Raw genomic sequence first — 14,653 nt, forward strand, 5'->3', positions numbered from 1 at the left:
CTGCCGCGCAGCGCGTTTGTTTCAGGCGCCCGCCGCCACGCCCATCAGGGGACGACGCGGACCGTATCCCCGAAATGCGAGCACGGGGCTTCCAATTGCGCCCATTCGTCTCCCGCGTACTGGCAACCGATGCTGATCTGAATCCCGTACTCCAGCAGGACATGCCAGTGGACCGTCGATCCGTCTCCGGGATGCTCCAGATAGGCGAGACCGGAACGGCCACCGAACATGACGTCCTGCCGCAGGTCGGTCAGCACTCCCGGCGGGCGCTGCGCCATCTGCGCTTCCAGTTTCGCCGCGACCTGGGCGTAACTGGACGACGCTGTCAGCGGCGCCTGCATCAGCGTGATCCGCTGCCGCGCCGCGACCTCTGGCACCAGATCGACCCGGGCACGTCCCGTATCAGGCGACTGGGCGATGCGCCAGCCGGGAGGAACCCGAAAGCGGATTCGGCCGAAAGCCTCAGGTGCCGATTCGACCGGTGGGGCGCCCGGCGACGACGCGACAGTCGGCGACACCGCTTCCAAGCTGGGCGCCGCTGTGGTCTCGTCTCCTCGGCGACCGGCCAAGACGATCGCGCCGGCGATCGTCAAGGCGACGATCACCACGGCCGCGGACGCCGCGAGCGCGATACGCGCCGCGCCGTACCGGGGCGGCCGTGCTGCGGCGCGCTCACGGAGCGGTCGCATCCACTCGGTCGACGCGGTGGACACTTCGCGTGGCTCGGTCCCGCGCCCTCGGACCAGATCGGGGCCGGCGACCGGGCGCAGTTCGACATCGGCGCCTATGGCCTGCTGAACCGCCCCGCGGAGCAAGTCCACTTTTCCGGGATCGCTGATACCCACCACCTGCACGAGGTCGATCGGGCCGCTCTCGAGCACTCGGGTGATCAGGCTGCACAGCTCGGCGAAGCCCGGTGATGCGTCGGCTATTTCGGCCAACGCGAGCGTCGGCTCGTGCTCACAGGATTCGATATGCACGCCACGATGGCTTCGGATGACCGCCGACGCCGTGGTGGCCAGCGTGCCGAACTCCAGCACCAGCGTTCGCCGGCTGTGGCTGGTGCCCTCGTCCGAGGCGACCGACCGGACCGCGATGTCCTCGAAAACGACGTCCGAGGCGACGCGCCGCGCCGCCTGATCGAGCACGCCGCGACGGGCCGCGCCCCATTCGGTCGGACAGATCAACGTCATCCGGGCACAGGGGGGCGCGACGCGAAGTTGCTCGAGCACAGTCGCGAAGACGGCGCTCATCGCGTCCACCACCGACGGCGTGCGCGGTGGCAGCGCGATGGCGTCGGCGGGCACGAACTGAACCACCGAACCGACCTGGGTGGGCGGAGTCAGCGACTGTCCCACCACGAGATCGAAGCCATTGCTGCCCAGCACCACCGTCGGCGGCGCGTCCCAGTGCGTGTCGGCGCCACGCGCCCAGATGCGCGCCTCGGTGACGACGAGCTCGACCTCGGACATCAGGGCGACGGCATCCACGCCGTCTGGATCAAGCCCTCGACATTGCGAGTGACATAGGTGCCTCGGCCCGGCGGCATCGGGCTCGGTCGCTTGGTGCCCATCAGGACGCCCTCGTCCTTGCTGCAGCTCAGGATGAGGCCCGCCGAGCCCAGATCGCGCATCCGCGCCAACGTCGCCTCGAACATCGCCCTGCTCGCACCGCCGGAACGCCGGGCGATGATCACGTGGAAGCCGAGGTCGCGGGCGTGGGGCAGATGCTCGAGCAGCGCCTGGACCGGATTGCCCGCGGACGTGGCGACCAAGTCGTAATCGTCGACGATGACGTACAGCTCCGGTCCGCTCCACCACGAGCGATCCCGCAACTGCTGCGGAGTGACGTCCGGACCCGGCGTGCGCTTGCCGACGTAGGCGGCCAGGTCGTTCATGTTCTGCGTGAACTGCGGCGCCGTGGAGCCGTAGCCCGCGAGATATCCCTCCGGGACCAGGCCCAGCATGCCGCGCCGGTAATCGCCGATGATGAAGCGGGCCTGATCGGGCGTGTTCGACGCGGCGATGCCCTCGATCAGCGAGCGCAACAGCGTCGTCTTTCCCGATTCGGTGTCACCGATGATGATGAAGTGCGGGCTCTCGACGAAGTCGATGTAGACCGGCGCGAGTTCGGATTCGTTGATGCCGAATGGGATACGCAGGCATTTCGCGTTCGGGTCGACCTGCGACGGCCAATCGCCCGCCAGATACAGCAGTTGCTCGCGGGGAAGCTGCTCGGGCAGCATGCGAACCTGCGGCGCATGACGCCCCGGCGTGAGCCTGGCGATGGTGGCGACCGCGTCCGCGACGGCGTGCGTGAGGTCGGTCGGATCGGAGCTGCCGTCGATGCGAGGCAGACCGGTCAGCATGTGCAGGCACTCCGGGGTCATACCGCGACCCGGCCGCCCCTGCGGAACCAGGGAGGCGAACTTACGGCCCAGGTCGGAGTCCATCGGATCACCCAGGCGCAACTCGATCCTGGTGCCGATCTGATCCTTGAGCGCGGGCCGCGCCTCCGCCCAGCGGTTGAGCGCGATGACCACGTGCACGCCGTAGGACAGACCCTGGACGGCGAGATTCATGATGGTCTGCTCGAGCATCTCGAAGTCCTGGCGGATCGAGCTGAAACCGTCGATCACCAGGAAGACGTCACCGAACGGGTCCTCGTGCGCGCCCGCAGCACCCGGGCTGCCGGCCGGGTCCATCGCGCGCAGCCTGCGGAAGTCCGCCATCGATTCGATGCCGAGCTGGCGGAAGCGGGCCTCGCGCTGCCGGACGATGGTGGTCATCTCCGCGATGGTGCGCCGCACCTGGTCCTCGTCCAACCGGCTCGCCACCGAGCCGACGTGCGGCAGCCCCTGCAGGCTCGCCAGGGTGCCGCCGCCGAAGTCGAGGCAGTAGAACTGCACCTGTTCGGCGGTGTGCGTCAACGACATCGCCATGATGAGCGTGCGCAGCGCCGTCGACTTCCCGGACTGCGGGCCACCGACGACGGCGACATTGCCGCGGGCGCCGGACAGGTCGATGATCATCGGGTCGCGCCGCTGGTCGTACGGGCGGTCGACGATGCCGATCGGAGCACGCAGCGTGGACACCGCGGAGTACTCGCCGGTGAGAATGGAGCGTGGGACGAGCTGGTCGAGCGTCGGCGCCTCGTCCAGCGGTGGCAACCAGATCTCGTGCGCCGGGCGGCCGTGGCCGCGGATCCGGGAGACCAGCATGTTCAGGTTGGACAGTTGCTCGCCGTCCTCGTCCTGTTCCGGTTCCGAGCTCGGTTCGGGCGGCAGCGGAACGCGGTCCGCGGCCCGGAAGTCGACATGGGTCGCGGTGAACGGCCGCGCTTTGACATCGATTTCCCCGGACTGGGTCGCCACGGTCATGTCACGCTGCGAGCCTCCGCCGACATATGGCCCGGAGACATAGGAAGCCTGGAAGCGCTGGATCTCTCCGGAGTCGGCCTTCAGGTAGCCGCCACCGGGGTGGTTCGGCAGGTTGTAGGCGTCGGGCACACCGAGCACCTGACGAGATTCGTTGGCGGAGAATGTCTTCAGGCCGATGCGGTAGGAAAGATGCGATTCGAGGCCCTTGAGCTTGCCTTCCTCCAACCGCTGCGAGGCGAGCAGCAGATGCACGTGCAGTGAGCGGCCGAGGCGGCCGATCATGACGAACAGCTCCGCGAAATCCGGGTGCTGGGTGAGCAGTTCGGAGAACTCGTCGAGCACCACGAACAGGGCGGGCAGCGGATCCAGATCGGCGCCCGCGGCCCTGGCCTTCTCGTACTCCAAGACATTGGCGAAGTTGCCCGCCGCCCGCAGCACTTCCTGGCGGCGGTTCATCTCACCGGCCAGTGCGTCCTTCATGCGGTCGACGAGATCGGCCTCTTCCTCCAGGTTCGTGATGACGGCCGCGACATGCGGAACACCTTCCAGGCCGAGGAACGTCGCGCCGCCCTTGAAGTCGACCAGGACCAGGTTCAGCTGGTCGGGCGAGTGCGTGGCCAGCAGGCTGAGCACGAGGGTGCGCAGGAACTCCGATTTACCGGAGCCGGTGGCGCCGATGCACAGACCGTGCGGGCCCATGCCGTTCTCGGCGGCCTCCTTGATATCCAGTTCCACCGGAAGACCGTCGGCGCCGACACCGAACGGGACGCGCAGGCGTTCCCGTCCGTAGCGCGGCCGCCACGCGTGCTCCGGGTTGAACGAACCGATGTCCCCGAGACCCATCAGCTGCGCCCAGGTCGAGATCACCTCGGCGTCGTCGGTCTCCGCGTCGCTGCTGCGCTGGGTGGCGGCACGGTAGGGGGCGAGCCTGCGCGCCACCTGCTGCGCCTGCTCGGGGCTGATCCGATCGATCAGCGCGAACCGCTCTTGATTGCCGGTGGCGCCGCGGCCGACGCACTCGCCGTTCTCGACGATCATCTTGATGCCGCGCGACACCGCGAGACGCGGTGCGTAGCCGCACAGGTCGATGATGGTGACGCCCTCGTAGCCGGATTCGCGCAGCTGATCGTCCTCGGCCTCCAGCAGACCGCCGTCGACCACGATGACGATGTGCACCATGTTCGCGTTGGCGGGCTGGTTGCGCGAGTACCTGACCCGGTTGCCGAGCAGCGGATGCAGCCCCGCCATCGCCTCCCGGATCGAGCCGTAGAACATGCGCTGGGTGCCGATGCCGTCCTGCGCGTCGGGGTGCTGGGTGTGCGGGAGCCACTTGGTCCACTCCCACTCCGGCGCGGTGTCCGGACCGCAGACGACCGCGACGAGCACTTGGTCCGGCGCCTGGAACATGCACAGCTGCACCAGCATCGCGCGCGTCATGTCGCGCGCCTGGCCTCGGTCGCCGTCCAGCGCGATGGTGGCGAAACCCTTGACCGCGATGGCGGTCGGCAGATCCGGCACGGTCGAGTGGGCGCGCACGAAACGGCGCAGGGAGACCGCGGCGATCGGTTCGAGCTCCTCGACCGGACCGGTCTCCGGCGCAACCAGCCTGGTGGCCAAGCGCTGGCCGCCGAGACCGATACGGGCGTGGCAGAAGTCCTTGTCCCCCGCGCGGCGTTCCCACATGCGGCTGGTGCCTGCGAGCATCCAGACCAGTTCCGGCTCCGGGTGACTCCATTCGACGGAAGCGCGCTGCTGGGCGGCGGTCTCGTTGACGTCCTTGCGGACCTGGTCGAGATAGCGAAGGTAGTCCTTGCGGTCCTCGTTGGCCTCGGCGGCCTTCTGCCCCTTGCCCCCGCCCTGGCCCGCGAACATGCCGACCATGGAGAACAGCATCATGATCGGGAACATCATGCTCATCGGGTTGGACGCGATGCCGCCACCCTGGGTGAACATCAGGGCCATCATGCCGACCATGCCGATCACCATCACGACCGGCATGAGTTTGAGCACCAGATTTCCCGGTGTGACCCGGGGGATTTCGGGCGGCGGCTGCAGCGTGACCTCGCCGCCGGGCGTTCGTGGCATCTCGCGGCGCGCACGGCGCTGGAAGCGGACAGTGCTCATCGACGAGATTCCCCCTTAGGCCAGCTGCGATTCGGCCTCAGTGTAGAGGTCACAGCCGACATGTCGTACAGTTCGACCAGCATTCTGCTGCCCGGACCGAGGGTTCGCAAGCTCGCCCCAGGCCCGCCGTGCCGTGGAATCACTAGGTAGAAGACGGAGTTGGGGGAAGTTTGACGCACGCGCGGCTCGACCACATCGACGAAGAATCCTCGCGGGGCATCGTCCGCGCCCCCGACCTCGCCCGGGTGACGATTCTGGCCAAGCACACACAGGTCGACATGGCCATCCCGGTCGACGTGCCGGTCGCGCTGGTGATTCCGAGCGTGGTCGACATGGTCGCCCAGCACAGCCGCACCAACGACTTCGACAACGAGGGCGAGCGTTACGAACCCGCGGAATGGGTGCTCGCCCGGATCGGCCATCCCCCGTTCTCCAACTCGCTCAGCCTCGGCGAGCACGGCGTCCGCGACGGCGAACTGCTGATGCTGGAGAGCGCCTCGCACACCGCGCCGACTCCGCTGTTCGACGACATCATGTACAACGTCGCGATCGCCGACACCGACCATTACCGCAGCTGGACCCCTCGGGTCGCGCGGATCACCGGCTCCGTGCTCGCGGCGCTCACCATGATCGTCGGCTGTCTCGGGCTGCTGCTGTCCCCCGGCTCGCTGCCGACCGGGGTCGGCGGCTCGATCGCGCTGGTGGTCGCGATCCTGCTCGTCGTCACCGCGATGGTGCTGAGCAGGATGTACAGCGACAACGGCACCGCGCTGGTGCTCGGCGGCTGCGCGCTGCCCGCCGCGTTCAGCGCGGGCATGCTCTACGTGCCGGACGATTACGGCTGGGCGCACATCCTGCTCGGATCGGTCCTGGCCGGAGCGACGGCGATCCTGGCGTGGCGGGTCACCGGCGTCGGGCTCGCGTTGTTCATCGGCGGCGCCGCGCTCGCCACCTACGCCGTGCCGGCTGCGCTGGTCGGCCTGCTCACCGACCAGCCGGAGCGTGCGATCGGCGCGGGCGCGGCGGCGCTCGGCCTCGGCGGCCTGTCCCTGGCGCCGCGCGTGTCCATGCTGCTGGCGAAACTGCCGCTGCCGCCGGTGCCTTCGCCGGGCACCCCTATCGATCCGACCGAGGACGATCCCGACGATCACCGCGCACTGCCCACGATGGAGGTGCTGCGGGTGAAGTCGGAACGGGCTCGTATGTACCTCGCGGGCCTGGTCGCGGCGACCACGCTGGTCACCGTCATCGGCGCGCTCGGCGCCACCGACCCGGCGTCCGACGACCCGTACTGGCCCGGCATCGCGCTCGCCCTGGTCTGCGCGGTGGTGCTGATGTTCCGCAGTCGCACCTACGCGGGCGCGGAACAGGCCGTCGTTCTCATCGCCGGTGGCGCGGGCATCGTGCTGATCATGCTGGTGGGCGCCGGTTTCGCGATGCACCAGCCGCTGGCCGTCTTCGGCGCGGCCATGGTGGTCCTGGTCGCCGCGCTGATCCTCGGCATCATCATCCCCAACCAGTCGGCCACCCCGCCCATGCGCCGGGGCGTGGAACTGCTCGAGTACACGTTCGTCGCCGCGGTACTGCCCCTGGTCTTCTGGGTGGCGGACCTCTACTCCATCGTCCGCGGGCTGTGAGTTCGCAGCGATGAGTTCCGAACAGCTGATCGCCGGTGGCTTCCGAGCGGTTCGGTTGGGCACGGCAGTCTGCGTGTTGGCGCTCGGCGTCTCCGTCGGCGCTACGGCCGGAATCCCGCCTGCGCAAGCGGAGAAACCCACCGTAAGCCCGAATACGCCACCGCCAGCGGGCGAGCCGGCCGCTCCACCGGACAAGACCGAGCGGGCATCCAATACCCCTTGCGTCAGTACCGGCTCGGGAGGCAACGGGCCCTCGATTCCCGAGGCGCAACGCTCCCTCGACCTGCAGCATGCCTGGGGATTCTCGAAGGGCGCAGGTCAACTCGTGGCGGTCATCGACACCGGCGTCGCCCGCCATCCGCGCCTGCCTGGGTTGATCGCGGGCGGCGACTATGTGAGCAATAGTGACGGAACCGAGGACTGCGATGCACATGGAACGTTGGTCGCGGGGCTGATCGCGGCGACGGAGGTCGACGGCCAGGGCTTCTCCGGGGTCGCACCGGCGGCCCGAATTCTCACGATCCGCCAGACCAGCAGGCTGTACCAGCAGGAGGGAGCGAATCGGGACAAAGGACCGGATGCGCTGCCCCAGGGATACGGCACCACTCGAACCATGGCATCGGCGATCCGTCGCGCGGCGGACATGGGAGCAACCGTCATCAATATCTCCGAAGTCGCGTGCAAGCCGATCTCCGAGCCTTTTGAAGATACCGAGCTCGGCGCCGCGGTCCGGTACGCCGCGATCGAGAAGGACGTGGTCGTGGTAGCGGCAGCAGGTAACAGCAGCGAAAGCGCTGACAGCTGCAAGGGCAACAACGCGATCATCGATCCGCTCGACCCCACCGGGGACCCGTGGGCCAAAGTCGACCTGAACGTGTCGCCCGCCCGCTATGACGACTACGTGCTCGCCGTCGGTTCCATCAACGGGAACGGGCAGCCGTCCACCTTCACAGTGCCCGGACCATGGCTTGGTGTGGCGGCGCCCGGCGAGAACATCACCTCCCTCGACCCACTGTTCAATGATCCGAACAGCAAAGGAACCGCGGTTCAACTGGGCAGCGTGCAGCAGTCGGGGAAGCTCGGTCCGATTCAGGGCACCAGTTTTGCGACCCCGTTGGTTTCCGGGGTAGCTGCCCTGGTGCGAGCCCGTTTCCCGGAGCTGAGTGCGCTGGAGGTCATCAAGCGCATCGAAGCGACCGCCCATGCCCCTGCGGAGGGATGGAATCCCTACATCGGCTATGGCGCTGTGGATCCGGTCGCCGCCTTGACCGCCGAAGTACCTAAAACGCTTCCGCCGAAGCGACCCGCAGCAGCTTCGAGCGTGCAATTGCGGGTTCCGTCGCCGGCTCCACCGCCCGACCATCGCGCACGAAACGTAGCGTTTATCGGCAGCGGCAGCGTCGCGGTACTACTGGTGCTGGGCATGCTCGCCTCCTTTCCGATCCGCCGCCGATTCGGCGTCCGCGAAGACGAGTGACCCGCTGGACCCGGCTGTAGGCCCGTCATACGACGGGCCTACAGCCGTTCGAATCACAGGACGTGATCACGGTTAAGAATTGGGCCTCCAGAACAAGCCCCACGATTTGGTCTCCACCCATTCCCACGGCTCGCAGTAGAAAGTAACCCCGGGCGCAGTCGAACCCTCGTTACTACGCCGGTATTCGGCGTTTCGCTTCGCCGCTTCCTTCTCGCATGCGTCCGGGCTGCTGTATTTGGCGATCGGGTCCGCGTACGCCTGTCCCGCATTGAGCGCACAGACACCCCCGACAACGGCAACTGAGGCGGCGAACGATGCCAGTGCCGAAACCCCTCTATTCATACGAAACCCCTTCCCTGATCCGCCGTCCAGCATCTGCTGTGCGGCCATCGGCGACGAACGTGATCGGCAGTTGCTGTCCGTCAGGGGATTGGACGTCACGTGATCGGCTTCGGTTCCCGTCTGACAAAAAATCGGCTAAGTAATCTGGGTCACAGATGTGGTGGAGGTGCCAACCTCCGCCAGTCGATCATTTCGCCGAGGCCACCGGCTGCTTCGCGGGAGCGGAATCCGGAGCGACGCCGTCGTGGGCGATCATGGCCGCCTCGCGGCTCAGGGTTGGGCCGCTTGCGAGCAGACCGATGATCGGCCAAGGGGCGGGTTCCGGCGTCACGCCCGATTCCTTGTCCATGCCGAGCGCTTTCGCGGCCTCGACGTCCTTGATACCGAAGCGGACACCGGTGTCGGCGATGTAGAACATGCTGTCCTTACGTCGACTGTCCGGTTCGATGCCGGTGCTCTGGACGAAGGCGCCGGAGCCCGGTTTGAAGTACACGGAGTCCACCTTGTCCCCCTTGCCATCGGCTTGGGCGAGCGGAACCAGCTTGGCGCTGCTGGACATCGGCAGGTCGCTGCCATCGATGACAGTGAGTTCCGCACGCAGGGCAACGTCGGCATTGCCCGCGACTCCCGGGATGGGCTTCCAGGACAAGCAGCTCACTGGTCGCGCCTTGGGCTCGATGACGGTCGGCGCGACATCGGGGTAGGAGTCGACCTTCAGCGCTTTCGAAGGCGGCGCATTGTTCGCCTCGTAGTCGCCGATGGCGGCGCCGTGATCCGGGTTGCGTTGGGAACTGCGGATGACTTCGGCTGTGAATGCACTGATGGGCTGCAAACCGTCGTGCAGGATGACGAAGTTCTGGTTCGACTTGCCGGTCATCTGCACGACGGTGCCGATCCGCAGGCCGTTGATCGAGTAGCCGGACGGCTGCCCACCCGGATCATCGATCTTCGGCGGCACGATCGCGTCCACCTCTGGAATCGCGTTCAGCAGACCTTCACTGATCGGGCGCGGCGTCATGCCACGGATCCCCAACGGTCCGGTGACCGCCGGTTCACTCATATCCACGCGAGCGCGCGTCTTGTTCCAGATGAGGTAAGTCGCGTCCTTACCCTTCACCAGCAGCGCCTTGTCCTTGCCCATCGCCGACGCCTTGTCGCCGAGTTCCAGATCGCCGACGAGAACGGAGGTGCTGCGGTCATCGGTGCCGTCGGTCTTCAACGAATCACACACCGTCCAAGCGCGCCCCTTGCCCTCCTTGTCGAAGGGCAGCGAGGCGGGAGCGCCTGGGATGCCGATCAATTGGCCGCGCGGCTTCTTTCCGAGCTCGGATTCCTTCACGGTGGCGGGCTTGGCGGCCTCACCCGCGGCCAGGCGGGCGGAGGCGAGGTTGAGGGCCGGGTGCACCACGTCGTCGATCACCACGTAGACGGCGCCGGAGTCCTTGCCGATCAGGATCTTGTTGTCGTCGCCGATCTTGCCCTGCGGGCGCAGCAACGCGAGCACGCCGCAACCCGCCAGTGCGACACACGCCAGGATCAGTCCGGCCGCGTAGGCGCGGGACTGGGAACGCATGGGGTCGTGCAGCATTCGCACGTCCCGGCGCACCAAGGCGTGCTCCATCCGCCGGACCAGAAAGCGGTAGCCGCTGACCTGCCAGCGAGTGGTGGGTTTTGAAGGCATTATTCCTCCCCCGAACAGTGCTCACGTTCGCCGAACACAGTACAGTTCCCGGGGACTCTTGTTCAGCTCGGCCGCGGCGAACCGGCCGATATCGGGTACTTGGGGGACGACGATGGCGGAACCGGCAGGCGCGGGACCACGACCGCTTTTCGGGCGCATCTCGATGCGGAACCTGCTGGTCGCCCAGCTCATCGGGCTGCTCGCCGGAGTCGTCGCGCTGTCGGCCGGCCTGCCGGGACTTCCCGCGCTCGGCGTCGCGGTGGTCGTCGCGCTGATTCCGCTGATTCCCGTCGCCGGACGCACTTTGCTGGACTGGGTCGCCACGTGGTGGCGCTACCTCACCCATCGTGACTACGAACTCGGTGACACCGTCGACTTCCGCGGCGCCGACGGACGTTCGCTCGGCCTCTACTGGGACGGCAGCCGCGTGGTGACGGTGGTGGAGGTGCTGCCCCCGCCCGGCGGCCTGACCAGGATCGCTCGCACCACGGTGCACGCCTCGCATCTGCTTCCCTTGTCCGAGCTGGCGAAATGCCTGAACCAGCACGACATCCTGCTCAGCGGCATCGACATCGTCAGCCACGGGCATCGCAGCCGTTCCGGCACTCCCGCGGGCAAGATCTACGAATCGCTGCTCGGCCCGCTGCCCGCGACCGCGCACCGCACGGTGTGGCTGGCGATCAGCTTCGACGCGGTCGCCTGCCCGGAGGCGGCGGCCCGGCGCGGCGGTGGTGCGGAAGGAGCGTCGCGCGCGGTCACCATCGCCACCCAGCGCATCATGCGCACGCTCGAGGACGCCGATTGCAATGCCCGCATCCTCACCGCGCCGGAGATCCGCAAGGCGGTCCTGCAGATCACCGGCGGCTACGATCCGCGCACGCTCGAACACAGCTGGCGTTACGCCGAAATCGGCAACAGCGTGAACATCGGCAGCGCACTCGACCCCAAGCGACTCGAATCCGACCTGCTCGCCCAGCTCTGGGTGGCGCCGTCGCGCGGAACCACGGTGGCGGTGCGGCTGCGCCCCGGTAGTTCCGCCGACTCGGTGAGCATCGGTGCGGCCTGGCGGCTGACCGCACGCGAGCTGCCGGAGCGTTCCCAGCTGCCGGGCATGATCTCGATGAACGGACGCCACCGCGACGGCCTGCTGGCGCATCTGCCGCTGGCCGTTCCCGGTGTGGACGACACCATTCCGATGATCGAGCACCTCATCGATATCGTCGACGACTTGCACCTTCCTTCGTCCGGTTGCGGCCAGCTGATCGGCTCGGATGACGAAGGCAACGGCGTCGCGGTCCGCATCGTCGGCGCGGGCATCTCGACGGTGTACGTCGCCGGTGAGCTGTATCTGGCGCAGCAGCTGGTCTTCCGGGCGCTCGCGGTCGGCGAACGGATCCTCATCCGCACCGACCGGGCGCGGGCGTGGGAGAACCTGGTCACCACCATCGGCAATCCCGAGCGCTTGACCATCGCGGTCGAAACCCACCAGTCGGACGCGGGTTTCACCGCGACGGTGGTGGACGGGGTGCTCGCGCCCGCCCCGCACGCCGGCGTCACCACCATCTACGTGACGGGCGATCCGATGGGCTGGCCCGCGAGCCGTCCCGACCTGGCCATCCACCAGCCCGGCGCGATCGGCAACCACGTGGTGCTGCGCACCGGCACGGCACAGGTCGACCTCACGCTGGTATCGATTCCCAGTGAGGCCACCTACATCGGCCAGCCGCGCGGCCGACGGGCGATGCAACCGCAGTAGCGCAGCATGAGAATTCGATTCACCTCGGTTCCGACGTCGGCTCGATGGCTCCGAAATCGAAAAGCTGAGCCGTAGAACTGGGCGCGCACCGGCCCCGCGCAATCGGCGGCCCGGTGCTGAGCGTCAGAAGCGCAGGTCGTCCGCACACTGATACCGATTCCGGCGCGGGCGTCAAGACCCCCCTCACCCCTCCTGCGCTCAGGCAGCGTTAGCCCGGGTACGGATCGGTTGTCCTCGCAGCTCGCAAAGTGCGCGCCCACCAAGCCAATTGACGCAGCATGCGTTCCGCCGCGTCGATGGCGGCGCCGTCGCGGGTCTCGCCCGTCTCGTCGAACCGCTTCTTGGCCTGGTGGAAGCTGACCGTCTCGCGAACCGACACCATATGGATCTCCGCGACCACCTGGCGCAACTGCTCCACCGCACGCAGACCGCCGGAAAGGCCGCCGTAGGAGACGAACGCGATGGGTTTCGCGCGCCATTCGTGCTTCGCGGTGTCGAAAGCCGTCTTCAGCGACGCCGGATAGCCGTGGTTGTACTCCGAGGTGACGACGACGAACGCGTCGGCGTCCCGCAGTCGCGCGCGATAGGCGGCGGTCTCCTCGTTCTCGGTGAGCTCGAGCGGCAACGGAGTGTGCGCGAGATCGATGACGCCCGTGTCGAATTCGGGCCACGCACGCACCGTACGCAGGAACCATTCCGCGACCACCGGCGCGAACCGCTCCGGACGCACACTGGCCACGATGACCTCGAGCCGCAACGGGGTTTCCACCGCGCGAGCCTAACGCGGGACCTGACGGCAACCGCGTACCGGCGCGCTCCGCAGCATCGGGAAACTCAGCGACGACTTCCCGCCGTTGACGAGCGCCCGACCCGAGAGCACTGGATACTCTGAGGCCGACAAGACAACCCATTCGAGCTACCGCAATTCGATCCGACGTCACAACCGAAGCCAACGCTGCCGAAACAACACTGGACGGCAAGCACTGGATACGGAAGGCATGGCCTACACGCACCAGCATCCGCCGTTCGCGGCCCGGCTCGCGTCCGGGCAGACCGCCGCGTAAGCGACGAAGGGGCAAGCGACCGCCGTGGCAAGCCGCACACCGTCCACCTCCACTGCGCGCCTGGTGCTGAGTCCCGCTACCGACGCGCCCAGCGCCCCGCAACCACGTCTTTCGAGCGAAGCGAGACCGAGCATCCGCCGTTCGCGGCCCGGCTCGCGTGTGCGCGGCCGCCGCGTCCGCGACGAAGGAGCAAGCGGCGGTCGCGCACACGCGAGCCATCAGAGGGCCGCGAATACGCCGCGACGCAGTCGCGGCCAAACAAACACGGAGACGAAATGATCTTGGTAACCGGCGCCACCGGCAATGTCGGCGCGGAACTGGTATGGACCCTCAGCGAATCGGGCGAGCAGGTGCGAGCGCTGGTGCGCGATCCGGCCAAGGCGGTGCTCCCACCCGGCGCCGAGGCCGTCACCGGTGATCTGAACCGCCCGGAGACGCTGGCCGACGCGCTCGACGGCGTGGACGGCATGTTCCTGCTCCCCGGCTACAACGACTTGCCGGGGCTACTGAACCTCGCGAACAAGGCTGGGGTCCGCCGGGTCGCGCTGCTCTCCGGCGGCTCCGCCGCGCTGCGCGACATGGACAACGCCGTCTCGCGCTACATGACGCTGTCCGAGGACGCGGTGCGCGCATCCGAGCTGAGCTGGACTTTCCTGCGGCCGCGGTCGTTCATGTCGAACGCGCTGCGCTGGTTGCCGCAGCTCGCCGCGGGCGACGTCGTCCGTGTGCAATTCCCCGGTGTCCGAGTCGGCGCGATCGACCCCGCCGACATCGCGGCGGTCGCCGCCGCCGCGCTCACCCGGGACGGGCTGCAAGGGCGAGTGCTCGAGCTCACCGGCCCGCAGGCACTGCGACCGGCGGAGCAGGTCGCGGTACTCGCCGCGGTGCTGAACCGGCCGCTGGTGGCGCACGAGCTCGACGACCAGGAGACCGAGGCCGAGTTGGCGGCCACCATGCCGCGGGAGTACGTGGACGCGTTTCTCAGCTTCTTCGTCGAGGGCACGTTGGACGAGGCGACGCTCTATCCGACCGTCGAGCAGGTGACCGGCCGACCTCCGCGCACTTTCGAGCAGTGGGCAACGGCTCACGCCGAGGCGTTCGCGCCGAGGCCGAGCTGAGCGACATCCGGCCATCCGAGTTCGGTGGCCGACTACTCGGCCGTGCCCGGCGCGGTCGTTCCGCCCTTTCCGCGG

General features: G+C 67.9%; 8 protein-coding genes. 4 read left to right on the forward strand and 4 right to left on the reverse strand.

The window, feature by feature from the left end; translation table 11 throughout:
* Positions 1 to 44: 44 nt before the first annotated feature.
* Both NB3_RS16895 and eccCa read right to left on the reverse strand, forming a co-directional pair.
* Positions 45 to 1,472: a type VII secretion-associated protein gene (locus tag NB3_RS16895; RefSeq protein WP_157111830.1), complete on the reverse strand. Its 1,428-nt coding sequence runs from the start codon at positions 1,470 to 1,472 to the stop codon at positions 45 to 47.
* Positions 1,472 to 5,503, reverse strand: a complete 4,032-nt coding sequence (gene eccCa / locus NB3_RS16900; RefSeq protein WP_067803794.1) for a type VII secretion protein EccCa — start codon at positions 5,501 to 5,503, stop codon at positions 1,472 to 1,474. The genes NB3_RS16895 and eccCa overlap by 1 nt, the downstream gene beginning before the upstream one ends.
* 170 nt (positions 5,504 to 5,673) lie before the next feature.
* Between eccCa and eccD the strand changes: the two genes are divergently transcribed.
* Both eccD and mycP read left to right on the forward strand, forming a co-directional pair.
* Entirely contained in the window at positions 5,674 to 7,140 is a 1,467-nt protein-coding gene (gene eccD / locus NB3_RS16905) for a type VII secretion integral membrane protein EccD (RefSeq protein WP_067803797.1), read from the forward strand.
* Between the two features lie 10 nt (positions 7,141 to 7,150).
* Entirely contained in the window at positions 7,151 to 8,617 is a 1,467-nt protein-coding gene (gene mycP, locus NB3_RS16910) for a type VII secretion-associated serine protease mycosin (RefSeq protein ID WP_067803800.1), read from the forward strand.
* Between the two features lie 529 nt (positions 8,618 to 9,146).
* Here mycP and eccB read toward each other — a convergent pair.
* Complete coding sequence (eccB, locus tag NB3_RS16915; RefSeq protein WP_084486305.1) at positions 9,147 to 10,640, reverse strand: type VII secretion protein EccB; 1,494 nt, start codon at positions 10,638 to 10,640, stop codon at positions 9,147 to 9,149.
* A 112-nt stretch (positions 10,641 to 10,752) separates the two neighbouring features.
* Here eccB and eccE point away from each other — a divergent pair, with 112 nt between their 5' ends.
* The gene (gene eccE / locus NB3_RS16920) at positions 10,753 to 12,396 is read left to right on the forward strand and encodes a type VII secretion protein EccE (protein WP_067803806.1); all 1,644 of its coding nucleotides are present in this window, start codon (positions 10,753 to 10,755) and stop codon (positions 12,394 to 12,396) included.
* Positions 12,397 to 12,604: 208 nt separating this feature from the next.
* Here the strand turns inward: eccE and NB3_RS16925 are convergent, their stop codons facing one another.
* Positions 12,605 to 13,165, reverse strand: a complete 561-nt coding sequence (locus NB3_RS16925; protein ID WP_067803809.1) for an NADPH-dependent FMN reductase — start codon at positions 13,163 to 13,165, stop codon at positions 12,605 to 12,607.
* A 570-nt stretch (positions 13,166 to 13,735) separates the two neighbouring features.
* Here NB3_RS16925 and NB3_RS16930 point away from each other — a divergent pair.
* Complete coding sequence (locus tag NB3_RS16930) at positions 13,736 to 14,578, forward strand: NAD(P)H-binding protein (RefSeq protein ID WP_067803812.1); 843 nt, start codon at positions 13,736 to 13,738, stop codon at positions 14,576 to 14,578.
* The last annotated feature ends 75 nt before the right edge of the window (positions 14,579 to 14,653 follow it).

Source organism: Nocardia beijingensis NBRC 16342 (assembly GCF_001612785.1).
Classification (GTDB): Bacteria; Actinomycetota; Actinomycetes; order Mycobacteriales; family Mycobacteriaceae; genus Nocardia; species Nocardia beijingensis.